This is a genomic window from Pseudomonas allii, assembly GCF_055380095.1.
The window spans coordinates 1,373,916-1,395,630 of record NZ_AP039450.1 but is presented as its reverse complement, the minus strand read 5'-3'; the positions used below and the strand labels follow the sequence as shown (position 1 = coordinate 1,395,630).

The window sequence follows — 21,715 nt, the reverse complement described above, 5'->3', positions numbered from 1 at the left end:
TCCCATGACGGCCCATGCCGACCTTTCGCCGACCCTTCAACTTGCCATCGACCTGATCCGTCGCCCCTCGGTGACGCCGATCGACGCCGATTGCCAGAAGCTGATGATGCAGCGCCTGGGCGACGCCGGTTTTGCGCTCGAGCCGATGCGCATTGAAGACGTGGACAACTTCTGGGCCACCCATGGCAAGCACGATGGCCCGGTGCTGTGCTTTGCCGGCCACACCGACGTGGTACCGACCGGCCCGGTGCAGGCGTGGCAGAACGACCCGTTCGACGCGTTGATCGATGAACACGGCATGCTCTGCGGCCGTGGTGCGGCAGACATGAAAGGCAGCCTGGCGGCCATGCTGGTGGCGTCGGAGCGTTTTGTCGCCGACTACCCGGACCACAAGGGTTCGGTGGCTTTCCTGATCACCAGCGATGAAGAAGGCCCGGCGCACCACGGCACCAAGGCTGTGATCGAACGCCTGGCGGCACGCAAGGAACGCCTGGACTGGTGCATCGTCGGCGAACCGTCTAGCACCACGCTGGTGGGCGACGTGGTCAAGAACGGTCGTCGCGGCTCCCTCGGCGCCACCCTGACCGTGCGTGGCGTGCAAGGCCACGTAGCCTACCCGCACCTGGCGAAGAACCCGATCCACCTGGCCGCGCCGGCCCTGGCCGAACTGGCCGCCGAGCACTGGGATGACGGCAATACCTTCTTCCCGCCGACCAGCTTCCAGATCTCCAACCTCAATTCCGGCACCGGCGCGACCAACGTGATCCCCGGTGACCTGACGGCGGTGTTCAACTTCCGTTTCTCCACCGAGTCCACCGTCGAAGGTCTACAGCAGCGCGTTGCACAGATTCTCGACAAGCACGGCCTGGACTGGCACGTGGAGTGGGCGCTGTCGGGCCTGCCGTTCCTCACCGAACCGGGCGCGCTGCTGGATGCGGTATCCGCCAGCATCAAGGCGATCACCGGGCGTGAGACCCAGGCGTCCACCAGCGGTGGCACCTCCGATGGACGGTTCATCGCCACCCTCGGCACCCAGGTGGTTGAGCTGGGTCCGGTCAACGCAACGATCCACCAGGTCAATGAGCGCATCCTCGCCAGCGACCTCGACGTGCTGACCGAAATCTACTACCAGACCCTGATCAAGTTGCTCGCCTGATGCTCGCTTGCCCCCTTTGCAACGCCCCGCTCAACGCGGTGGACAATGGCGTGGCGTGCCCGGCCGGGCATCGTTTCGACCGTGCGCGCCAGGGTTACCTGAACCTGCTGCCGGTGCAGCACAAGAACAGCCGCGACCCGGGCGATAACCTGGCGATGGTCGAAGCGCGCCGCGACTTCCTCAACGCCGGGCACTACGCCCCGGTGGCCAGGCGCCTGGCCGAACTCGCCGCTGAGCGCGCGCCGCAGCGCTGGGTCGATATCGGCTGTGGAGAGGGTTACTACACCGCACAGATCGCTGAAGCCCTGCCCCACGCCGATGGCTACGCATTGGATATTTCCAAGGAAGCGGTGAAGCGTGCGTGCAAGCGCAACCCGGCGCTGACCTGGTTGATTGCCAGCATGGCCCGCGTGCCGTTGGCGTCAGGCAGCTGCCAGTTTCTCGCCAGCGTGTTCAGCCCGCTGGACTGGGAGGAGGCCAAGCGCCTGCTCAGCCCCGGCGGCGGTTTGATGAAGGTCGGCCCGACCAGCGGCCACCTGATGGAACTGCGTGAGCGCCTGTACGACGAAGTGCGTGAATACACCGACGACAAGCACCTGGCCCTGGTGCCGGACGGCATGAGCCTGGCCCACAGCGAAACATTGGAATTCACGCTGAGCCTGGCCGCCCCCCAGGACCGCGCCAACCTGCTGGCGATGACACCTCACGGCTGGCGTGCCAGTGCCGAGCGCCGTGCACACGTGATCGAGGCGGCCGAGCCGTTGGTGGTCACCGTGTCGATGCGCTACGACTATTTCGTGCTTCAATAAACACCTTTCCAATACCCGCGAATGGATTTTCGAATCCCGCAACGAGGAACATCCATGCGCCAACCCGATATCGAGATTTACCTGAAGGACGCCGACGTCGACCACAAGGCCATTGCCGCCTGGCTGGGCGCCGCCCTGGGCCCGTGCACCGACTGGGTCCAGAAAGGCCAGACCTACAAGTGCAAGGCTGGCAACGTGCCGGTCACCTGGCTGCCCAAAGCCGTTGGCAAATGGAACAGCCTGTACCTGGAAAGTGACCAGACGCCGTGGGACGACGACATTGCGTGTGCCCGTGCTGCGTTTGCTGCGCTGAACGTCGAAGTGCGTTGTGCACCGGGGACCTGGGTCGAGGAAGAAGGCGAAGAAAGCGCCGATACCTGGATTCGGATCAGCGTGGACGGTGAAGAGCAGATTACCTGGAAAACCGCATAACCCTTGATGTGCGAACCCAATCACAATGTGGGAGGGGCGGTGAGACGATTCGACTTGCTCCCGATAGCGGTATATCAGCAACAGATTAGCTGACTGACACACTGCAATCGGGGGCAAGTCGAATCGTCGCACCGCCCCTCCCACATTGGTTTTGCGTGGTCCTAAAGCCCCACCACATCCTCCGCCTGCAACCCCTTATCGCCGCTCACCACGGCGTATTCCACCTGCTGGCCCTCGGCCAGGGAGCGGTGGCCTTCACCGCGAATGGCACGGTAATGCACAAACACATCCTTGCCGTCTTCGCGTTGAATGAAGCCATAGCCCTTTGCATCGTTGAACCACTTCACATTGCCGGTTTCACGCGTTGCCATTCTGTTTTTGCTCCCACTGTTTTTTATTGTTGAGTCAGTCGCATTGAACTGCCGAGTATAAGACAGGCTCAAAAACGATCAACTCAAGTTTACTTCGCTGCTTTTTTGCCGATTTTCGGCGAATACGGCACACTACTCGCCCGAGCGCCTGCTCGGTTTTTTCCACTTGAAGCAGCACGCCTATGACCCGCTCCCCGTTCCGCCGTCTAGTGTTTGGCACCTTGCGCCGACTGTTGTACCTCTGGGTTCGCTCGGAGACGATCAACCAGTCGTCCCTAACCCTTAACCTGGACCGCAGCCGGCCGGTGTTCTACGTCCTGCAATCGCCCTCCCTCACCGAATTGGCCGTGGTCGATGCCGAGTGCACCAAGGCCGGCCTGCCGCGTCCGGTGCTGCCGGTGTCGGTCGGCCCGCTGATGGAACCGGCGGCGTTCTTCTACCTCACCCCGGAGCCAGACTGGCTCGGCCGCCAGGACAAGCGCGGCGCACCGCCCACGCTGACCCGCCTGGTGGATACCCTCAGCGAACACGCCGAAGAGAATGCACAAATCATTCCGGTCAGCGTGTTCTGGGGCCAGTCCCCCGAGAGCGAGTCCAGCCCGTGGAAGCTGTTGTTTGCCGACAGCTGGGCGGTCACCGGGCGTCTACGTCGCTTGTTGAGCATCCTGATCCTGGGTCGCAAGACCCGTGTGCAATTCTCTGCGCCAATCAACCTGCGTGAATTGATCGAGCACAATAAAGGGCACGAACGCACGGTGCGCATGGCCCAGCGCATCCTGCGTGTGCACTTTCGTAACCTGAAGACGGCGGTGATCGGTCCCGATCTGTCCCACCGGCGCAATCTGGTGAAGGGCCTGGTCAACATGCCGCTGGTGCGTCAGGCCATCATCGACGAGGCTGAACGGGAAAAGATCAGCCCGGAAAAAGCCAAGGCCCAGGCGTTGCGCTACGGCAACGAAATCGCCTCGGACTACACCTACACCGCGATACGCTTTCTCGAAGTGGTGCTGAGCTGGTTCTGGAACAAGATCTACGACGGCATCAAGGTCAACAACATCGAAGGTGTGCAGAAGGTTGCCCAGGGCTACGAGGTGATCTACGTGCCTTGCCATCGCAGCCATATCGATTACCTGCTGCTGTCCTATTTGCTGTTCAAGAATGGCCTGACCCCACCGCACATCGCCGCCGGGATCAACCTGAACATGCCGGTGATCGGCAGCCTGCTGCGCCGTGGCGGTGCGTTTTTCATGCGCCGCACCTTCAAGGGCAACCCGTTGTACACCTCGGTGTTCAACGAATACCTGCACACCCTGTTCACCAAGGGCTTCCCGGTGGAGTACTTCGTCGAAGGCGGGCGCTCGCGCACCGGGCGCATGTTGCAGCCGAAGACCGGGATGCTGGCGATCACCCTGCGCAGCTTCCTGCGCTCCTCGCGCATGCCTATCGTGTTCGTGCCTGTGTACATCGGCTATGAGCGCGTGCTCGAAGGTCGCACCTACCTCGGCGAGCTGCGCGGTGCGAGCAAGAAGAAAGAGTCGATCTTCGATATTTTCAAAGTGGTCGGCGCGCTCAAGCAGCGCTTTGGCCAGGTCGCGGTCAACTTTGGCGAGCCGATCAAACTGGCCGAATTCCTCGACAGCGAACAGCCGGACTGGCGCGCCCAGGAACTGGGGCCGAACTACAAGCCGGCCTGGCTCAACGAAACCACCAACCGCCTCGGCGAACAGGTGGCGCGCCATCTGAACGAAGCCGCTGCCGTGAACCCGGTCAACCTGGTCGCCCTGGCGCTGCTGTCCACCACGCGCCTGGCCCTGGACGAACAAGCCATGGCGCGCCAGTTGGACCTGTACCTGGCATTGCTGCGCCGTGTGCCCTACTCGCCCCACACCACCTTGCCCGAGGGCGATGGCCTGGCGCTGATCAAGCATGTGAAAGACATGGATTTGCTGTCAGAACAGAGCGATGCCTTGGGCAAGATTCTGTACCTGGGCGAGCAGAACGCCGTCCTGATGACCTACTACCGCAACAATGTGCTGCACATCTTTGCCCTGCCGGCGCTGCTGGCGAGCTTCTTCCAGAGCAGCTCGCGGATGAGCCGCGAGCAGATCCTGCGCTACACCCACGCGCTGTACCCGTACCTGCAGTCGGAGCTGTTTATCCGCTGGTCGCTGGACGAACTCGACAGCGTGATCGACCAATGGCTGGAAGCCTTCGTCGAGCAAGGCCTGCTGCGTTTCGAAAACAACGTGTACCTGCGCCCGGCGCCGAGTTCACGGCACTTTGTGTTGCTGACGCTGCTGTCCAAGAGCATCGCCCAGACCCTGCAACGCTTCTACATGGCGATTTCGCTGCTGCTCAACAGCGGCCAGAACAGCATCAGCGCCGAAGAGCTGGAAGACCTGTGCACGATCATGGCCCAGCGCCTGTCGATCCTGCATGGCCTCAACGCCCCGGAATTCTTCGACAAGAGCCTTTTCCGACATTTCATCCAGACCTTGCTGGAGCAAGATGTGCTGCGCCGCGATGAAGCTGGCAAGTTGAGCTACCACGACCTGCTCGGTGAACTGGCCGAGGGCGCAGCCAAGCGCGTGCTGCCGGCGGAGATTCGCCTGTCGATCCGCCAGGTGGCCCTGCACCGTGTCGATGGCGCAGCGGATGCACCTGTCGAACCTGAAGAAAGCCGCTAGATTTAAGAAGGCACCGGTTGGATGCCGGCGCCGCTGAAAAGGAGCTGTACCATGAAAAAAATCATCCTCCTGGGCCTCACCGCCCTGCTCGGAGCCTGCCAGTCCATGAGCCCCACGCCCAAGGCCAGCCTCGATGGCGAAGTGTTCTACCTGCAACGCATCGCCCTGCCGCCAACCGCAACCTTGAGTGTCAGCCTGCAAGACGTTTCCCTGGCAGATGCACCGGCCGTGACCCTGGCCGAGCAGAAAGGCCCGGTCAGAGGCCAGGTGCCGCTGCCGTTTCACCTGAACTACGACCCGGCGCACGTCAAACCCGGCCACACCTACTCGGTGAGCGCTCGCATCGAAGTGGATGGCAAGCTACTGTTTATCACCACCGAGCGGCACGCTGTGCAGCTCAATGGCCAGGATCCTCAACCACTGCGTCTGCGCGTTGACGCGGTGGCCCACTGAATTCGATAAAAAGGAAGCGTCCATGCTCCGTAATTCCCTTCGCCTGACTGCCCTGTGTGCCGGCCTGCTGCTCGGTGCCAACGCCATGGCCCTGGACCTCAGCAGCCTGTCCCAGGGCGATGCCAGCGGCGGCCTCAAGGACGCCCTGACCCAAGGCGCGCAGATCGCCGTGAAGCAACTGGGTGTACCCGGTGGTTTCAGCAACAACCCGGAAGTGAAGATCGGCCTGCCTGGCAAGCTGGGCAAAGTCGCCGACAAACTGAAAATGTTCGGCATGGGAGACCAGGTCACGCAGCTGGAAACCAGCATGAACAAGGCCGCTGAAACCGCCGTGACCCAGGCCCAGCCGATCCTGGTCAACGCCGTGAAAAACATGAGTGTGACCGACGCCAAAGGCATCCTCAGCGGCGGCCAGGATTCCGCCACCCAGTACCTGAACAAAAGCAGCCGTGAACAGATCCGCGCCAAGTTCCTGCCCATTGTCAAGGCCGCTACCGACAAGGTCGGCGTGGCGCAGCAGTACAATGCCCTGGCCGGCAAGGCTGCGGCTTTCGGTGCGGTGGACGCCAAGAGCGCCAACGTCGAGAACTACGTGACCGAGCAGGCACTGGACGGGTTGTTCAAGATGATTGCCAAGCAGGAAGAAACCATTCGCGAGAACCCGGCGGCAGCGGCCACCAGCCTGGCGAAGAAGGTGTTCGGCGCATTGTAATGCCCTGAAAGGATCGTTCCCTGCAATGGGGAGCGATCCTAATGCATCACTGAATCCGCCAGTCGCCCCACCATGATCGCCGTAAAACAGCCAATCGCGATGGAGGTTGCCCGATTGATCTTCAGCGGGGTCAGCCAGTTTCCTCGAATGCCCGCGAACCGACTGCCGAACAGAATCCACGCAGACCCCACGGGTACGATGACCAACGCCAGCGTACTCATGAAAGCCACATAACCCGGTAGCGTCACGAAAGCATCCATCGGCGCGATAAACGAAACAATCAGCAAGCCTTTGGGATTCATCACCGTCAGCAAAAAGAAATAGGGCCCTGAAAAACGGTCACGGGTCGGGCTGGCCACGCTGTTCTTGCGCTGCCACAGCGTGCAGGAGAGATACAGCAGGTAAGCGGCGGCGACCAGTTGCGTGGCTTTGACAGCCCATGGCGACCAAGCGGCAATATAGAGCAGCGCACCGCCCCATACCGACACTTGAAGCAGATAGGCCAGGCACTCGACGAGTGCCAGGCGCCAGGAGGCTGCGAAGCCAAACAACACCCCTGCGCGCAGTAACAGGGTGTTGGTAGGGCCGGGCACTACCAGCAGCAACACCAATGCAGAAACGGTCCCTAACATGGGTTTATCCTCGGTCGGAAATGATCAAACGTCTTTCCACCGATAGCGCTACTGCGTCAGCGTGAATGACCAGGCGACCGTCGCTATCATCAAAAGCGCGAAGCTTACGTTAAGTACACGACTCCAAGTGGGATGGATAAACAACTTGCGCAACTTGCTGCCCGCCAATAGCCACAAGAAGTCAAACACCACACAGACCAACAGGCAGATCGATGCCTTGGCAGCTTGCTCCCAGGCTGGCGCAGTGCCCAGGGTGAAGCTGCCCAACAACGCCGCAAACGCCGCATACGCCTTGATGTTAGCGGCCCCCAGTACGAACCCCGCGCCCCAGCCAGGCGAAACGACAGCCTGTTCATCCTTGACGGGTGGCGCCGTGCCAATGCGATAGGCCAGCGACAAAATATACAGAATGGAAATACCAGTCAGTACCGTCGCCACTACCGGAAAGCTGTGCAGCACCACATACAGGCCCGTGCCCACCACTGTCATGGCAACCACCAGGCCCAACGTAATGCCCAGGAAAAACTCAACCGAACGCTTCATGCCATAAGCGGCACCGCTCGCCGCGAGCGCCAGCGTGGCCGGACCTGGGCTGGCCAGCAGGGCGATGGCAGCGACCGCGAATGTCAGCGTCGCCTGGTAAATGGAAACGACCGTGTCGGGCATACAAGTGTCCTGAGTCAATGGCTTAGCGTGGCAGCCCATTTTCATGGCAGAAATAGACCGTCCTGTGGTTCTTCATGAAATCGATCACACCGTTGGCGACCGCCATCGGGTCCTCCTTATGCAACAGCACCTTGGCAATCTGTTCGGCTATCCACGCCATCTCCCGCTCTTTCATCCCTAGCCGGGTGACTTCTACAGTGCCCAATCGAATGCCCGTTTCCTTGTAGGGATTGGCGTCCCAAGGCAGCGGCATTTCATTGGCGATGATGTTCGCCGCCTCCAGGCGCTGCACCGCCTCGCGGCCGCTGGCGAAGGGTTTTGAATCGATCACGATCTGATGGGTTCGGGTGTAGCCCTGGTCACGATAAAAGGCCGTCACGCCCCGCAGGTCCAACTGCCGGGCCAACGCCTGTGCGTTGCTCACCACTTGCTTCATATAGACCGGCCCATACGCCAGCATCTCGGTCGCCGCCACCGCGAGCGCCGCAACCCGGTTGATCTGATGGCTGCCGGTCAGGGTGGGGAAAATCGCCTCATGCACCGGTGCAGTCAACCCGTCATCGTTCCACACCATCACGCCGCCCTGAGGGCCACTGAAAGTCTTTCCGGAAGAGCCGGTCATCAGGTCCGCGCCTTCGGCCAGTGGGTCCTGGAACAACCCGGCGCTGATCAAGCCCAGTTGATGGGCGGCGTCAAAATAGACCTTGCCTCCCCAGGGCGAGACGATGCCCTTGATATCTGCCACGGGCAGGGGGAACAGCGTCAACGTCATGCCCAGCCCGATGACGGCAGGTTTCAACGCCTGGGCAACCTCGCTGAAGCGGTTGAGATCGATGTCCGCAGTCTTGTGTACGAAGGGAATATCCCAGACCTTGAGCCCGCGCACCCCGGGCGGTCCATTGGTTCGGTTGCTGGTATCACCGCCCCTGATCACCGGAACGGTCATGACATTGTCGCCGGGACGGGCCAATGCCGTGTAAGCCGCCAGCACAGCGGCCATGCCGCCCAGCAATCGATGATCGGCATGCCGGACGCGCAAGGTGGTTTTCAACAGCTCCACACACAGCGATTCCAGTTCGTCGATATTCTTCATGCCAGAAAAAAACCGGTTGTCACGCCCAATGTGCCCACCTGAGGCGCGCGTGCCGACTTCACTGGACAGCAACGCGCGCACAGAGGGACTGGTTGGAGACTCGGCAGCCACGAGATTGATGCACTGTTGCCCGCGCCACTGGTCATTTCGAGCCACGGCCGCCCGGACCAGGTCAGCCATGGCTGCATGAGAGTGCGCCTGTGCAAGCAAGGCATTGGCGCGTTGGAGACATTGGATATCGTGCATGATCGTGCATCCCATGGGTTCAACTGACAACCAGGCAGACGTGTCCTACGTCAGGCTTTTTGCGGCCTCGGCGTGCTGGTTTTCCCACCAGCGGTCATTGCCTTGAAGGTTACGGGCAAGATCCTTTTCTGCCGCCCACGTCATATTGAGGATGATCCGCCTGGCATCTTCATTCAGCGGAATGGTGCGGTGCAGGGTGGTGTCGGTGCGCAGGAAATAGATATCTCCCGTCTTGAAGCCGTAGGTCTTAATCGGGTTACTGCAAAGCAGTTCGTGGATCCGCGGGTTGGATTTGTCCCAAGAGGTGTGAGGCACACATTGCAGCATCCCGCCCTTGGCAATCGGAGGCGTTTCGATAATCCAGATCAGGGCAAAACTGTAATCGCCCCAGTGCCAGCCATGGGTATCCCCCTTGCGTTCCTGTTTGGTGATCAGGAATTCCTCGTCCTTGGAGACGGATGCCACGATTGGCGTGCCTGCAATCAGGGACAAAGTACCCAGCAGTACTTCGGACTTCGACAGCGCGTTGATCAACGGACTGTTTTCAGCAATGAACTCGCTGCGCACCACGCTCATGTAGCGCGGTGTGTTATCGGTAGTTGCCAGATGCAAGTCGCGACGTTCAAGTTGACGTTCAATCAAACCGTTGACTTCTGACGTGATGAAGTCGCGCAGCTCATCATCGACGATATTACGCAGTTTTATAAAGCCGTCGCGAGAAAACTCATGACGCAAAGCAAACAGTTTCTCCTCGGTAAAATTATTATGGTGATGTTGTTGCAGGCGGGCCTCATCAAGTACGTAGTTCATTTCAATCCCTCGACAAATAGATCACGTTGAAATAGCCGCGCAGTACTACGCATCACTGCACGCAAAAACAATAGGCAGAGCGATTGAAAAAATCCATTCTTTTTTTATAGATCTATGGTATGTAAGATTTTCATGCTGTTTCATCAATGTTCGTAAGGTCCATCTAATGAAAAAGCTTACAAAGAGCGGCCACAAACTAGACCCGGTTGACCGCGCGCTGATTGCTGCCCTTCACCAGAATTCCCGCACGTCTATCCGCGCGCTGAGTCGAGAGGTAGGTTTGTCTGCGCCGGGTTGCAGCGAACGCCTTAAGCGCCTGGAGATGGCGGGTGTTATATGCGGGTTTAGTGTAGAACTGGGCGCCGAGGCGCTGGGCTATACGCTTCAGGCATTAGTCAGAGTCAAACCACTGACCGGTCAATTCCAAGAGGTGGAACTGTTACTCGCCACGATGGCGGAGTGTGTGGTTTGTTATAAAATTACCGGAGACGACAGTTTCGTCTGTCATCTATATACCGACTCCGTCAGCCACCTGGATTTGACATTACAAAAAATCGCGCCCCTGGCCGACACCAATACGTCAATTATAAAAACTGTCGACAAGAAACTACCTGCCCTTTAAGTAAACCCGTGGGAGATATTCAGGCTTTAACAGCAGTTATCGGATCTCAGGCTTTTCCCACTTTATCCAGTCGTTATCGGGCGCGGCGATAACACACACGCCCGACAATACGTTAATGCACTGGCTTCCTGACCCTGAACCAGGCCGCGTACAGTGCGGGCAAAAACAGCAACGTCAACGCCGTCGCCACAATCAACCCGCCCATGATCGCCACGGCCATTGGCCCGAAGAACACACTGCGCGACAGCGGGATCATCGCCAGTACCGCCGCGAGGGCTGTCAGCACAATCGGACGGAAGCGCCGGACGGTGGCTTCAATGATTGCTTGCCATGGCGCCAGGCCGGCCTTGATGTCCTGCTCGATCTGGTCCACCAGGATCACCGAGTTACGCATGATCATCCCCGACAGGGCGATGGTGCCGAGCATGGCAACGAAACCGAAGGGCTGGCGGAATACCAGCAGGAACAAGGTCACCCCGATCAAGCCCAGCGGTGCCGTCAGAAACACCATCGCGGTGCGTGAGAAACTGCGCAACTGCAGCATCAACAAGGTCAGCACCACCACGATAAACAGCGGCACCCCGGCTTTCACCGAGTTCTGTCCTCGAGCGGAATCCTCCACGGTCCCGCCCACGTCGAGCAGGTAGCCATCCGGCAGTTCGGCACGCACGCCTTCCAGGGTCGGCAGGATCTGTTGGACCAATGTCGCGGGCTGTTCCTTGCCATAGATATCGGCGCGTACGGTCACCGTAGGCAGGCGGTTGCGGTGCCAGATGATGCCTTCTTCGAAGCCGTATTCGAGGGTGGCGATCTGCGACAGCGCGACGCTTTTGCCGTTGTCCGTCGGCACTGCCAGGCTCGGCAGCAACGAGAGTTCGGTGCGTTCGTGGACGGTGCCGCGCAGCAGGATTTCGATCAACTCGTTGTCCTCGCGGTACTGGCTGACGCTGGAGCCGGTCAACGAGCTCTGCAGGAATTTCGACAGGTTGGCCGTGCTCACGCCGAGGGCACGGGCGCGGTCCTGGTCGATATTGAGGTAGACGATCTTGCTCGGTTCTTCCCAGTCCAGGTGCACGTTGACCACGTGAGGGTTTTCGCGAACCTTGGCCGCCACTTTACGGGCAAGCGCGCGAACCTCTTCGATATGTTCACCGGTCACACGGAACTGCACCGGGTAGCCCACGGGCGGGCCGTTTTCCAGGCGGGTGACCCGTGAACGCAGGTCGGGGAATTGTTCGTTGAGGGTTTCGATCAGCCAGGTGCGCAGGCTTTCGCGCTCTTCGATGGTTTTGGCCAGCACCACGAACTGGGCAAAACTGGCGGCCGGCAGTTGTTGATCCAGCGGCAGGTAGAAACGCGGCGATCCAGTACCGACATAGGCCACGTAGTTATCGATGCCGGCGTGTTCCTTGAGCAGCGTTTCCAGGCGCTTGACCTGGTCGGCGGTGTTGCTCAGCGAGGCCCCCTCGGCAAGTTTGAGATCGACCATCAGCTCCAGGCGGCCGGATGCAGGGAAGAACTGCTGCGGCACAAAACGGAACAGCGCGACCGAGCCAATAAACAGCAACAGGGTCAGCACGATCACGGTTTTGCGGCGACGCACACACCACTCCACCAAACGTCTTACGCGCTGGTAGAAAGGTGTGCCGTAGGGATCAGGACCATCGGTGCCATGTTTGGCTGCGTGAATTTTCGCCAGGTCCGGCAGGAGCTTTTCCCCCAGGTAAGGCACAAACACCACGGCGGCCACCCACGAGGCGAGCAACGCAATGGTCACCACCTGGAAAATCGAACGGGTGTACTCGCCAGTACTCGACTGCGCGGTGGCAATCGGCAGGAAGCCGGCGGCGGTGATCAACGTACCGGTGAGCATCGGGAACGCGGTGCTGGTCCAGGCAAAGCTGGCGGCCTTGAGCCGGTCGTAGCCCTGCTCCATTTTGATCGCCATCATCTCCACGGCGATGATCGCGTCGTCCACCAGCAGGCCCAACGCCAACACCAGTGCGCCAAGGGAAATCTTATGCAAGCCGATGCCGAGGTAATACATGGTGGCAAACGTCATCGCCAGCACCAGCGGAATCGCCAGGGCCACCACCATGCCGGTGCGCACGCCTAGAGAGAAGAAACTCACCAGCAACACGATGGCCAGCGCCTCGGCCAGTACCTGCACGAATTCGCCGACGCTGGTTTTCACCGCCGCCGGTTGGTCCGACACCTTGCGCAACTCCATACCCGCAGGGAGGTTCTTCTGCAGGCGTGCGAATTCACCTTCCAGGGCTTTACCCAACACCAGGATGTCGCCGCCGTCGCGCATCGCCACAGCCAGGCCAATCGCGTCTGCGCCCATGTAGCGCATACGTGGTGCCGGTGGGTCGTTGAAACCGCGGTGGATGTCGGCCACATCGCCGATGCGGAAGGTGCGGTCACCCACGCGAATCGGGAAATTGCGGATCTCTTCCACGCTCTTGAAGTTGCCCGATACCCGCAGTTGCACACGTTCACTCGAGGTTTCAAAGAAGCCCGCAGTGGAGACCGCGTTTTGCTCCTGCAACGCCTGTTGCACCGCCGCCAAAGGCAAGCCGAGGGTGGCCAGCTTGAGGTTGGACAGCTCGATCCAGATTTTTTCGTCTTGCAGGCCGAGCAGCTCGACCTTGCCCACATCCGCCACGCGCTGCAATTGGATCTGGATGCGGTCGGCGTAGTCCTTGAGCACGGCGTAGTCGAAACCGTCGCCGGTCAGGGCGTAGATATTGCCGAAGGTGGTGCCGAATTCGTCGTTGAAAAACGGCCCCTGAATGTCCGGCGGCAAGGTCTGGCGGATGTCGCTGATCTTCTTGCGCACCTGGTACCACAGCTCGGGGATCTGCGCCGAATGCATGGAGTCGCGGGCCATGAAGGTGACCTGTGATTCGCCGGGGCGCGAGAAGGAGACGATGCGTTCGTACTCCCCAGTCTCCATGAGTTTTTTCTCGATGCGTTCGGTGACCTGCCGCGAGACTTCCTGCGCCGTTGCGCCAGGCCAGTTGGTCTTGATCACCATGGCCTTGAAGGTGAACGGCGGGTCTTCACTTTGCCCCAGCTTGGAGTAGGACAAGGTGCCGACCACTGCCAGCAGGATCATCAGGAACAGTACGATCTGGCGATTGCGCAACGCCCATTCGGAAAGATTGAAACCCATCGGGGACTACTCCTTGGCCGCCAGATTCACCACACGGTTGGAGCGGTCCACCGGGCGCACTTGCTGGCCCTCGTGAAGCACGTGCACACCAGCAGCGATCACCCAATCCGTCGGGGCCAGGCCTTCCAGGACCGGGACAGTTTTTTCACCGAAGGCACCAATGCGCACCGGCGTGCGCTTGAGCGTGTTGTCGGGCTGGACGCGCCATACGTAGGACGCACCGTTCTCCGCACTGAGGGCAGACAGCGGCACCGACAACGGAACATCGCCGTCGACCTGTATGAATACCCGTGCGCTCTGGCCCAGTTCAGCCGGGACCTTGCCGCCGGTAAATGCCACGCGAGCTGCAAACGTGCGCGACTTGGGGTCGGCCGCCGGTGACAGCTCACGAATACGCCCGGTAAAACGCTGATCCGGCTGGCTCCACAGCTCTACCGACACCGGCTGGCCGATCTTGAAGCGGCCAAAACCTTGTTCCGGCAGGCTGATCAGCACTTCGCGCTCGCCATCGGTGGCCAGGGTGAACACGGTTTGCCCGGCGGACACCACCTGACCAACTTCCACCGCACGCTTGGCCACCACGCCGTCCTGGGGCGCGCGCAATACGGCATAGCCGGCCTGGTTGCTGGCCACGTCGAACTCGGCCTTGATCTGCTTGAGGCGTGCTTCACCGGATCGATAGAGGTTTTCGGAATTGTCGTACTGGGAACGGCTGACCATCTGACGGTCCATCAGGGTCTTGTAGCGGTCGCGCTCGGCACGCACCAGGCTCAGGTTGGCCTCGGCGGCGGCGACTTGGGCACGGGTCGCTTCCAGCTGCAGGCGCACGTCCTGAGGGTCCAGCTCCGCCAGCGGCTGGTTGGCCTTGACCCGTTCGCCCTCCTCCACCCAGCGCTTGCTGACTTTGCCACCGATGCGAAAGGCCAGGTCCGGTTCGTAGCGCGCACGCACTTCGCCGGGGTAGCTGTCCATCGACTGCGAAGAAGGCTGTGGCTGCACCACCATGGCCGGGCGGATGGTAATCTGGGCCGCTTCTTCATGGCCGCAGGCGGCCAACAGCACGACCAAACTGACAGGCAAAGCAAAGGGCAGGAAAGTACTGCGCATGCTGTAGGACCTTTCGCAAGTAGAGCTAGGAATAATTATACTGACGGGTATGGTATTAATACCAAACTCGCCAGTCCAGTATTAAAGGTGAAAATGTCCGACAATCCTCTGAACACCAATAGCCCCGGGCGCCCCAAGGACATGGCAAAACGCCAGGCAATCCTCGAAGCAGCGAAAATCCTGTTTTTGAACAATGGCTACGCCAGTACCAGCATGGACGCGGTGGCACTGGAAGCCGGCGTGTCGAAACTGACCGTCTATAGCCACTTCAACGATAAAGAGACCTTGTTCACCGCCGCCGTGGTGGCCAAGTGCGAAGAACAACTGCCGGTGATGTACTTCGAGTTGCCCGAGGGCATACCCGTACAAACTGTGCTGTTGAATATCGCGCGAGGGTTCCATCGGCTGATCAACAGTGAAGAATCGGTCAACCTGCATCGCTTGATGATGACCACCGGCAACCAGGACGTGAAACTCTCGCAGATCTTCTTCGAGGCCGGCCCAATGCGCATGCTGCAGGGCATGGAGCGCCTGCTCGGTAAGATCGACCAGAGCGGTGCGCTGAGCATCGACAAACCCTTTACGGCGGCCGAGCATTTCTTCTGCCTGCTCAAGGGCACGGCGAATTTTTGCTTGCTGTATGGCTGCGGCGGGCAACTGAGTGAAGAAGCCGCCGAAGCCCATGTGCAAGAGGTGGTGGGGTTGTTTATGAGGGCATACAGGCCGTAACCCATTGTCTGTGGCGAGCGGGCTTGCCACAGGGCATTTTCAATCTTAGGGTTTGAGCGCTTTCTTCGGATAAATATCATAGCGACTGGATTTACCATCCAGCGCATGGCTCGGCTTTGGCCCGTCAATGCACGGCGCCTTGCGTGGGCGCTTGACCACCACGCGGTGGCTGGCCAGGGCCAGGGCTGCAGCCAGCAGCGCCGGCGCATCGGGATCATCCCCCACCAATGGCCGGAACAGGCGCATTTCCTTCTTCACCAGGGCAGTTTTCTCACGGTGCGGGAACATCGGGTCGAGGTAGATCACCTGGGGAGGCTCGCCTTCCCAGTTGCTCATCACGTCGATGGAGTTGCCCTTGAGCAGCTTCATGCGCGCCACAATCGGCGCCACTTCAAAATCATCCGCGCCGCGTGCCAGACCATCTTCGAGCAAGGCGCCGATCAGCGGCTGGCGCTCGATCAAGCTCATGTCGCACCCCAGGCTGGCCAGTACGAAGGCGTCCTTGCCCAGGCCGGCCGTGGCATCCAGTACCCGTGGGCGTACGCCCTGGGCGATGCCCACGGCCTTGGCGATCATCTGCCCGCTACCGCCACCATAGAGGCGCCGATGCGCCGCGCCGCCTTCGACAAAATCCACGCGTACCGGCCCTGGCGCGTCAGCCCCGAGCTGTTGCAATTGCAGGCCATGCTCCCCCACTTGTAGGGAAAAGTCCGCATCTGCCTGCTGCAAAGGCAAGCCAAGCCGCTGCGCCCATTGCTCGGCGCGGGCCTGGAAAACCTCGCCCAAGGCCTCGACCTGGATGCGGCTGGCCGCTGGTTGTTCGCTCATCAATCGCTACGCTCAAAAATATTAAGGATCGGCAAACAGCGGCCGATAAAAACAACAGTCAGGTATTTTGCCAGAGCTGAGCGTCGACCGAGAAAAATGTCAGACATTCTTCCCCTAACCATCGGTGTACTGCCGACCCACAACCACTACGGCCTGCGCAATACTCAAGCGCTGGCCGGGGTGAGTCATGTGTGGCAGGACTTCTTCGCCCGGGCACTGGCCGAGCAGCTTGGCGAAGGGCCCGACGCGCTCGTCGTGCAGTCGCCAGCACCGGCGGACCCGACGGTAGAACCCAGTGAAGGCGCCGATCTGCTGTCGCAGATCCTCACCCAGCGTGAGTGCGACGTGAAGGATACCGAGATTGCTCCACCGGAGCCGCTGTTCCTGCCAATCGCCGAGTTCGAAACCGACCTGTTGCCGCCCGCCACCACACCGTTCCCGGAAGAAGAAATCGTCGCCCAGCAACGCCAGCAGAATTTCGAAAGCGGCTGGGTCCGCCCCATCGTGCTGACGGCCGGCCAGCCGCTGCCGGAACCGGGCCCAGCCCCGGAGCCGCGCCCTCTGCACCTGCCCATCGCAGAATTCGAACTGGACCTGCTGCCTCCAGCCGCCACGCCGTACCCCACCGAAGAACTGGTTGCGCAACAAAAAGCCCTGGACTTCGACTACTACTGGGCTCGCCCACTGGTCACCCAGAACCTGCGCCTGGCTGCCTGATCCTCAGCGACACACCCACCAACGCCCCATATCCAGATGGAAATGGTTACGGTGCGCGGCGTTGTAGTCCGGGCTCAGCACGACATTGAAATCATCACAGGCACTGTCGCGGACCTGACGCAGGAACCGCGCCTTATCGCCCTCCCCCGGCCAGTCCTTGAGCACGCTGATGCTGCGCCCATCCGCCAGGCGAAAGCCGGCAATATCCAGTGCATTGGCCGACGCATGCTGGCTGAGTCGCCCTTCGGCACGGTTATACATATTGCGACAGGCAAAGCTGCCCAGGTGATCGACCCGCGTCACTGCCTGGCCGAATACCGCCTGGGCCGCCGGTTGCAAGCTGTGACGCTCAAACAGGGCGAACGCCACCGCCAATGGGCAGCTGGCGAGAAAACTACTGCTCAGCCCAACCGCCGCACTCTGTACGCGCAAGGTATTGCGCAAGGGGCAAGCGGCATCTGCCGGCGAGTCCGCCTGATGACTGACCCGCAGGCCCGAGGTTTGCAGCACCTGGTCGCACAATGCCGGGTCATCCTGCAAACGACCCAATTTGTAGCGGGTCAGCACGTTGGGGGTGGCCCGCACGTCCAGCGGCGCCCACGGATTCCAATCGGCCGGTAGTGCCACCCATCCACGCCAGACACTCATGGCAACGGCACCCGCCAGGATCAGCAGCGTGCCCAGCACTTTGAAAAAACGCACCGCTTAGGCTTTGAAAAACTGATTGGCCTGACTGAACGGCATCTTGCGCTCCGTGAAGGTAAACGTGCCCAACTCATACACTTCCTGCGCGGCGCGGTAGAACTCGCCGTAGGCCGCCAACGCCAGCGCCGAGCCGACGCTGATCCGCCGCACGCCCATCTCGCTCAACTGCGCCATGCTCAGGTTCAAGCCGCCGGACATCAACACATTCACCGGCTTGGGCGCCACGGCCTTGACCACCGCCAGCACTTCCTCGGCACTGCGCAGGGCCGGCGCATAAAGCACGTCGGCACCGGCTTCGGCGTAGGCTTGCAGACGGCGGATGGTGTCGGGCAAATCCAGGCGGCCATGCAGGAGGTTTTCCGCACGGGCCGTCAGCGTGAAGGGAAAAGGCAGGCTGCGGGCGGCGGCGACGGCGGCTTCCACACGCTCGACCGAAAGATCGAAGGGATAGATCGGGTCGGCGGCAATGCCCGTGGCGTCCTCAATGGAGCCACCAACAATGCCGACTTGCGCCGCACGCAGGATGGTCTGGGCACAGCCTTCAGGGGTGTCGCTGAAGCCGTTTTCCAGGTCGGCGGCCACCGGCAACGCGGTAGCCTTGGCGATCATGCCGGCATTGACCAACGTGTCCTCCAGGGACAACGCGCCTTCGGCATCCGGGCGCCCCAGGCTGAACGCGTAGCCTGCACTGGTGGTGGCCAGTGCTTCAAAACCCAGGCTGGCCAGCATCACCGCGGAGCCCGCGTCCCACGGGTTAGGCATCACGAACGCACGGTCGCGCTCATGCAAGGCCTTAAAGGTTTCGGCGCGAAGGGTTTGGGCATCCATGTCGGGCTCCTGGCGGAAAAAGGAATCCTAGAGTAACCCCAGTTGCTCCACGGCGGGAGCGCGATCCAACACCTGCAAGGGCGGCAGGCCTGGCAGGCGTGCCATCAGTTGATCATGGAAACGCAGGGCCAGTTGTGCGGCGAGGCGGTTATCCGAGGTGTGCAGGAACACGTAGGGGGTGCGCCCTTCTTCGATCCAGCCAGCGACTTTTTCCACCCATGGCATCAGGAACGGATCGTTGGCCTCCAGTTCGGGATGGCCGATAAAGCGCACCTGGGGAAACTGCGTCAGCGCCGCCGGCCGGGGTGGCACCTTGGGCTTTTTCGATTGGGCGTGCAGCACGGCGGCCGAGGTGGACGTGCAACTGAACAACGCGCGCGGATCCAGGCAGATGCGCTCCACGCCGCGGTCACGCAACAAACGGTTAAGCGTGCGCTCGGCGTCCCCCTTGGCGAAGAATTCCAGGTGGCGCACTTCTACCGCCATCGGCCGCTCCAGACCATCGATGAAACCTGCCAACTCCCCCAGGCGCTGCGGGGTGAACGACGCGGGCAGTTGCAACCACAGCGGCGATACCCGCTCACCCAACGGACTCATCAGGCCCACGAAGCTTTCCGCTGCCGGCAACTGCTCGATCAGGTTGCCGCTGTGGCTGATGTCACCGGGAAATTTGGCCGTGAAGCGGAAGTCGTCGGGCATGATTTCGGCCCAGCGCTGCACGGTGGCGGCTGAGGGGCGGGCATAAAACGTGGTGTTGCCTTCGACGGCGTTGAAGACTTGGGAGTAGAGCGCGAGGTAGTCGCTGGAACGGGCATCGGCGGGGTACAGGTATTCACGCCAGGCGTTTTCACTCCAGGACGGGCAACCGAGGTAGTAAGGCAGACGCATCAGATGTGGATGTCGAGGCCCAGCACTTCCATATCCCATTCGACAAAGCCGGCGGTGGTCAGGTAGCTGGCCAGGGCGGTGGCTACGCTTTTGCTCATGGAGCGCGGGAAGACCATATCTTGCTGACGGGCGGGAAGACCGCTGATACGCGCTTGGGCGTTGGCTTGCGCATCGGCTTGGACTTCGATGAAGTCCGGCGAGTCCTCGACGGACTCATCCACCGTGACGTTCGCCTTACGCGGCTTGCGCTTGATTGGGTAAGACTGTGAGGAAAAGCCATCAATACGCATGGGCGCGAACTCGCTATCAGTAATGGCATTTTGGCAGCACTGTCCGTAGTGCGCAAATGCTCTGGTGATAACTAGAACACATAATTTGAAAAAGGTTTAAAACCGGGGGCAAATTCTGACGATTGGTGAATTTAGCCCCAAATTGCCATCATTTTTCGCGTCAAATAATCCCGCGCTCTGCCTTGGTCTGCGCCACTTTATCGCGCAGGTAGACCGGCGCCGCCTGGTCCGCCGGGATGGCCTCACCACGTTCAAACGCAAAACGTGCCAATGTCAGCAAGTCCTCGGCGTGAGGCAACATCGTCGCGTCCTGGCCCACCAGCGGCACAGCGATGCGCTCGCCATACCCCCAGCCGGTGCCAGCACCGAACCAATCGCCGCTGGCGTCAGCAGGCAGTTGCGATGACTCCGGTGGCTGCACGGCTTCTACGCCGACCAGACGCATCTCGCCCGCCGTTTCGCGGTAGCAACCCCAATACACTTCATCCATGCGCGCATCGATAGCCGCCGCCACCTGATGAGCGCCCTGTTCACGCAACGCGCGCTGGGCCAGCACGGCCAGGTTGGACACCGGCAACACCGGACGCTCCAGCGCAAACGCCAGGCCCTGCACCACGCCGATGGCGATACGTACACCCGTGAATGCACCCGGGCCGCGACCGAAGGCGATGGCATCGACCTCAGCCAGAGTGGTGCCGGCGTCTTCCAGCAGTTGCTTGATCATCGGCAACAGCTTCTGCGCGTGCAGGCGCGGGATCACCTCGTAGTGGCTCGTTACCTTGCCATCGTGCAGCAAGGCAACGGAGCAAGCTTCAGTCGCGGTGTCCAGGGCCAGCAGGGTGCTCATCGGTGTAGGTGTCCAAGTCGAAAAAAAGTGCGCCAGTATAAACAACAACGGCCCGCAAGCGGGCCGTTATCCGTGAAGCCGGTCGAGGGATCAGCTCAGGGCTTGCAGCACTTTGGCGGTGATCGCTTCAACCGAGCCGACGCCAGGAATGTGGCTGTACTTCGGCTTGCCCTGGGCGGCGGACAGCTTCTGGTAGAAGTCCACCAACGGCTTGGTCTGGGAGTGGTAGACCGACAGGCGATGACGCACGGTTTCTTCGGTGTCGTCTTTACGCTGCACCAGGTCCTCACCGGTGACGTCGTCCTTGCCTTCAACCTTTGGCGGGTTGTAGACGGTGTGGTACACGCGGCCCGAGGCTTCGTGGACGCGACGACCGGCAATACGCTGAACGATTTCTTCGTCTTCAACCGCGATTTCGACCACCGCGTCCAGCTCGACGCCCGCCTTCACCAGGGCTTCAGCCTGGGGAATGGTGCGCGGGAAGCCGTCGAACAGGAAACCGTTCTTGCAGTCTTCCTGGCTGATGCGTTCCTTGACCAGGTTGATGATCAAGTCATCGGAAACCAGGCCACCGCTGTCCATCACGCTCTTGGCGATCAGGCCCAGCTCGGTGCCGGCCTTGACGGCCGCACGCAGCATGTCGCCAGTGGAGATTTGTGGAATGCCGAATTTTTCAGTGATGAACTTTGCCTGAGTACCTTTACCGGCCCCGGGAGCTCCCAGCAGAATGACGCGCATTGATGTGCTCCTCAATTTTTTATAGAGATGACGCTCGGATTCGCCGCGGCGGGCCAATCGCGTAAAAATAGAATTCGGGCCGCCCAAACGGCCAAAGGCTGATCAAGATACACAGCAGGCCTTAAGCACACAAGCCGCCAAAAGTCGCAGGAACCCGTGCAGCGCTTACGT

The 21,715-nt window shown here is 60.7% G+C and carries 23 protein-coding genes; 9 read left to right on the top strand and 14 right to left on the bottom strand.

Annotated features, from left to right (window positions below):
- The first annotated feature begins 4 nt into the window (after positions 1 to 4).
- The 3 genes from dapE to ACZ445_RS06240 are packed head-to-tail and all read left to right on the top strand — an operon-like array spanning position 5 to position 2,397.
- Positions 5 to 1,156: a succinyl-diaminopimelate desuccinylase gene (gene dapE / locus ACZ445_RS06250; protein WP_248486613.1), complete on the top strand. Its 1,152-nt coding sequence runs from the start codon at positions 5 to 7 to the stop codon at positions 1,154 to 1,156.
- Positions 1,156 to 1,965: a putative RNA methyltransferase gene (locus tag ACZ445_RS06245; protein WP_058425299.1), complete on the top strand. Its 810-nt coding sequence runs from the start codon at positions 1,156 to 1,158 to the stop codon at positions 1,963 to 1,965. Before dapE ends, ACZ445_RS06245 begins: the two co-directional genes overlap by 1 nt.
- Positions 1,966 to 2,019: 54 nt before the next feature.
- Positions 2,020 to 2,397, top strand: a complete 378-nt coding sequence (locus ACZ445_RS06240) for a hypothetical protein (protein WP_058425300.1) — start codon at positions 2,020 to 2,022, stop codon at positions 2,395 to 2,397.
- 161 nt (positions 2,398 to 2,558) lie between these two features.
- On the opposite strand, the gene ACZ445_RS06235 is transcribed toward ACZ445_RS06240, so the two are convergent.
- On the bottom strand, positions 2,559 to 2,768 hold the full coding sequence (locus ACZ445_RS06235) for a cold shock domain-containing protein (RefSeq protein ID WP_464704888.1): 210 nt from the start codon (positions 2,766 to 2,768) through the stop codon (positions 2,559 to 2,561).
- A gap of 182 nt (positions 2,769 to 2,950) precedes the next feature.
- On the opposite strand from ACZ445_RS06235, the gene plsB reads away from it, so the two are divergent.
- The 3 genes from plsB to ACZ445_RS06220 are packed head-to-tail and all read left to right on the top strand — an operon-like array spanning position 2,951 to position 6,620.
- Positions 2,951 to 5,455, top strand: coding sequence for a glycerol-3-phosphate 1-O-acyltransferase PlsB (plsB, locus tag ACZ445_RS06230; RefSeq protein ID WP_464704887.1), 2,505 nt, complete (start codon positions 2,951 to 2,953; stop codon positions 5,453 to 5,455).
- Positions 5,456 to 5,506: 51 nt separating this feature from the next.
- Positions 5,507 to 5,908: a YbaY family lipoprotein gene (locus tag ACZ445_RS06225; RefSeq protein ID WP_058425302.1), complete on the top strand. Its 402-nt coding sequence runs from the start codon at positions 5,507 to 5,509 to the stop codon at positions 5,906 to 5,908.
- A gap of 22 nt (positions 5,909 to 5,930) precedes the next feature.
- Positions 5,931 to 6,620 carry a DUF4197 domain-containing protein gene (locus ACZ445_RS06220; RefSeq protein ID WP_071496953.1) on the top strand — a complete coding sequence of 230 codons (690 nt, stop codon included), beginning with the start codon at positions 5,931 to 5,933 and terminating at the stop codon, positions 6,618 to 6,620.
- A gap of 38 nt (positions 6,621 to 6,658) precedes the next feature.
- Here ACZ445_RS06220 and ACZ445_RS06215 read toward each other — a convergent pair whose 3' ends face one another.
- Genes ACZ445_RS06215 through ACZ445_RS06200 form a run of 4 tightly spaced genes read right to left on the bottom strand, consistent with a single transcriptional unit; the run spans position 6,659 to position 10,067 of the window.
- Positions 6,659 to 7,252, bottom strand: a complete 594-nt coding sequence (locus ACZ445_RS06215; RefSeq protein ID WP_310862652.1) for a LysE family translocator — start codon at positions 7,250 to 7,252, stop codon at positions 6,659 to 6,661.
- A gap of 48 nt (positions 7,253 to 7,300) precedes the next feature.
- Positions 7,301 to 7,918, bottom strand: coding sequence for a LysE family translocator (locus ACZ445_RS06210; protein WP_464708089.1), 618 nt, complete (start codon positions 7,916 to 7,918; stop codon positions 7,301 to 7,303).
- A 22-nt stretch (positions 7,919 to 7,940) separates the two neighbouring features.
- A complete protein-coding gene (locus ACZ445_RS06205) occupies positions 7,941 to 9,257 on the bottom strand; it encodes a serine hydroxymethyltransferase (RefSeq protein WP_464708088.1) in 1,317 nt (438 codons plus the stop codon).
- Between the two features lie 45 nt (positions 9,258 to 9,302).
- Complete coding sequence (locus ACZ445_RS06200) at positions 9,303 to 10,067, bottom strand: HalD/BesD family halogenase (RefSeq protein WP_058425307.1); 765 nt, start codon at positions 10,065 to 10,067, stop codon at positions 9,303 to 9,305.
- A gap of 166 nt (positions 10,068 to 10,233) precedes the next feature.
- On the opposite strand from ACZ445_RS06200, the gene ACZ445_RS06195 reads away from it, so the two are divergent.
- On the top strand, positions 10,234 to 10,689 hold the full coding sequence (locus tag ACZ445_RS06195) for an Lrp/AsnC family transcriptional regulator (RefSeq protein WP_058425308.1): 456 nt from the start codon (positions 10,234 to 10,236) through the stop codon (positions 10,687 to 10,689).
- A 112-nt stretch (positions 10,690 to 10,801) separates the two neighbouring features.
- Here ACZ445_RS06195 and ACZ445_RS06190 read toward each other — a convergent pair whose 3' ends face one another.
- Both ACZ445_RS06190 and ACZ445_RS06185 read right to left on the bottom strand, forming a co-directional pair.
- The gene (locus tag ACZ445_RS06190) at positions 10,802 to 13,867 is read right to left on the bottom strand and encodes an efflux RND transporter permease subunit (RefSeq protein ID WP_464704884.1); all 3,066 of its coding nucleotides are present in this window, start codon (positions 13,865 to 13,867) and stop codon (positions 10,802 to 10,804) included.
- A 6-nt stretch (positions 13,868 to 13,873) separates the two neighbouring features.
- Complete coding sequence (locus ACZ445_RS06185; RefSeq protein ID WP_058425310.1) at positions 13,874 to 14,974, bottom strand: efflux RND transporter periplasmic adaptor subunit; 1,101 nt, start codon at positions 14,972 to 14,974, stop codon at positions 13,874 to 13,876.
- Positions 14,975 to 15,067: 93 nt separating this feature from the next.
- Between ACZ445_RS06185 and ACZ445_RS06180 the strand changes: the two genes are divergently transcribed.
- Positions 15,068 to 15,703, top strand: coding sequence for a TetR/AcrR family transcriptional regulator (locus tag ACZ445_RS06180; protein ID WP_058425311.1), 636 nt, complete (start codon positions 15,068 to 15,070; stop codon positions 15,701 to 15,703).
- 45 nt (positions 15,704 to 15,748) lie between these two features.
- On the opposite strand, the gene ACZ445_RS06175 is transcribed toward ACZ445_RS06180, so the two are convergent.
- Positions 15,749 to 16,531, bottom strand: a complete 783-nt coding sequence (locus tag ACZ445_RS06175; protein WP_058425312.1) for a class I SAM-dependent methyltransferase — start codon at positions 16,529 to 16,531, stop codon at positions 15,749 to 15,751.
- 96 nt (positions 16,532 to 16,627) lie between these two features.
- Between ACZ445_RS06175 and ACZ445_RS06170 the strand changes: the two genes are divergently transcribed.
- On the top strand, positions 16,628 to 17,248 hold the full coding sequence (locus ACZ445_RS06170; RefSeq protein WP_058425313.1) for a hypothetical protein: 621 nt from the start codon (positions 16,628 to 16,630) through the stop codon (positions 17,246 to 17,248).
- Positions 17,249 to 17,251: 3 nt separating this feature from the next.
- On the opposite strand, the gene ACZ445_RS06165 is transcribed toward ACZ445_RS06170, so the two are convergent.
- The 6 genes from ACZ445_RS06165 to adk form a co-directional block, all read right to left on the bottom strand.
- On the bottom strand, positions 17,252 to 17,950 hold the full coding sequence (locus tag ACZ445_RS06165; protein WP_058425314.1) for an extensin-like domain-containing protein: 699 nt from the start codon (positions 17,948 to 17,950) through the stop codon (positions 17,252 to 17,254).
- A 3-nt stretch (positions 17,951 to 17,953) separates the two neighbouring features.
- Complete coding sequence (locus tag ACZ445_RS06160; protein WP_058425315.1) at positions 17,954 to 18,781, bottom strand: isocitrate lyase/PEP mutase family protein; 828 nt, start codon at positions 18,779 to 18,781, stop codon at positions 17,954 to 17,956.
- Between the two features lie 27 nt (positions 18,782 to 18,808).
- Complete coding sequence (locus tag ACZ445_RS06155; protein ID WP_179028643.1) at positions 18,809 to 19,669, bottom strand: DUF72 domain-containing protein; 861 nt, start codon at positions 19,667 to 19,669, stop codon at positions 18,809 to 18,811.
- Positions 19,669 to 19,959: a hypothetical protein gene (locus tag ACZ445_RS06150; protein ID WP_058425317.1), complete on the bottom strand. Its 291-nt coding sequence runs from the start codon at positions 19,957 to 19,959 to the stop codon at positions 19,669 to 19,671. The genes ACZ445_RS06155 and ACZ445_RS06150 overlap by 1 nt, the downstream gene beginning before the upstream one ends.
- A 160-nt stretch (positions 19,960 to 20,119) precedes the next feature.
- Positions 20,120 to 20,806, bottom strand: a complete 687-nt coding sequence (gene tsaB, locus ACZ445_RS06145; protein ID WP_058425318.1) for a tRNA (adenosine(37)-N6)-threonylcarbamoyltransferase complex dimerization subunit type 1 TsaB — start codon at positions 20,804 to 20,806, stop codon at positions 20,120 to 20,122.
- A 90-nt stretch (positions 20,807 to 20,896) separates the two neighbouring features.
- On the bottom strand, positions 20,897 to 21,544 hold the full coding sequence (adk, locus tag ACZ445_RS06140) for an adenylate kinase (protein WP_010212617.1): 648 nt from the start codon (positions 21,542 to 21,544) through the stop codon (positions 20,897 to 20,899).
- Positions 21,545 to 21,715: the final 171 nt, after the last annotated feature.

Coding starts and splice junctions, on each gene's coding strand:
- dapE (WP_248486613.1), top strand. CDS start 5: ATGACGGCCCATGCCGACCTTTCGCCGACCCTTCAACTTGCCATCGAC.
- ACZ445_RS06245 (WP_058425299.1), top strand. CDS start 1,156: ATGCTCGCTTGCCCCCTTTGCAACGCCCCGCTCAACGCGGTGGACAAT.
- ACZ445_RS06240 (WP_058425300.1), top strand. CDS start 2,020: ATGCGCCAACCCGATATCGAGATTTACCTGAAGGACGCCGACGTCGAC.
- ACZ445_RS06235 (WP_464704888.1), bottom strand. CDS start 2,768: ATGGCAACGCGTGAAACCGGCAATGTGAAGTGGTTCAACGATGCAAAG.
- plsB (WP_464704887.1), top strand. CDS start 2,951: ATGACCCGCTCCCCGTTCCGCCGTCTAGTGTTTGGCACCTTGCGCCGA.
- ACZ445_RS06225 (WP_058425302.1), top strand. CDS start 5,507: ATGAAAAAAATCATCCTCCTGGGCCTCACCGCCCTGCTCGGAGCCTGC.
- ACZ445_RS06220 (WP_071496953.1), top strand. CDS start 5,931: ATGCTCCGTAATTCCCTTCGCCTGACTGCCCTGTGTGCCGGCCTGCTG.
- ACZ445_RS06215 (WP_310862652.1), bottom strand. CDS start 7,252: ATGTTAGGGACCGTTTCTGCATTGGTGTTGCTGCTGGTAGTGCCCGGC.
- ACZ445_RS06210 (WP_464708089.1), bottom strand. CDS start 7,918: ATGCCCGACACGGTCGTTTCCATTTACCAGGCGACGCTGACATTCGCG.
- ACZ445_RS06205 (WP_464708088.1), bottom strand. CDS start 9,257: ATGCACGATATCCAATGTCTCCAACGCGCCAATGCCTTGCTTGCACAG.
- ACZ445_RS06200 (WP_058425307.1), bottom strand. CDS start 10,067: ATGAACTACGTACTTGATGAGGCCCGCCTGCAACAACATCACCATAAT.
- ACZ445_RS06195 (WP_058425308.1), top strand. CDS start 10,234: ATGAAAAAGCTTACAAAGAGCGGCCACAAACTAGACCCGGTTGACCGC.
- ACZ445_RS06190 (WP_464704884.1), bottom strand. CDS start 13,867: ATGGGTTTCAATCTTTCCGAATGGGCGTTGCGCAATCGCCAGATCGTA.
- ACZ445_RS06185 (WP_058425310.1), bottom strand. CDS start 14,974: ATGCGCAGTACTTTCCTGCCCTTTGCTTTGCCTGTCAGTTTGGTCGTG.
- ACZ445_RS06180 (WP_058425311.1), top strand. CDS start 15,068: ATGTCCGACAATCCTCTGAACACCAATAGCCCCGGGCGCCCCAAGGAC.
- ACZ445_RS06175 (WP_058425312.1), bottom strand. CDS start 16,531: ATGAGCGAACAACCAGCGGCCAGCCGCATCCAGGTCGAGGCCTTGGGC.
- ACZ445_RS06170 (WP_058425313.1), top strand. CDS start 16,628: ATGTCAGACATTCTTCCCCTAACCATCGGTGTACTGCCGACCCACAAC.
- ACZ445_RS06160 (WP_058425315.1), bottom strand. CDS start 18,781: ATGGATGCCCAAACCCTTCGCGCCGAAACCTTTAAGGCCTTGCATGAG.
- ACZ445_RS06155 (WP_179028643.1), bottom strand. CDS start 19,669: ATGCGTCTGCCTTACTACCTCGGTTGCCCGTCCTGGAGTGAAAACGCC.
- ACZ445_RS06150 (WP_058425317.1), bottom strand. CDS start 19,959: ATGCGTATTGATGGCTTTTCCTCACAGTCTTACCCAATCAAGCGCAAG.
- tsaB (WP_058425318.1), bottom strand. CDS start 20,806: ATGAGCACCCTGCTGGCCCTGGACACCGCGACTGAAGCTTGCTCCGTT.
- adk (WP_010212617.1), bottom strand. CDS start 21,544: ATGCGCGTCATTCTGCTGGGAGCTCCCGGGGCCGGTAAAGGTACTCAG.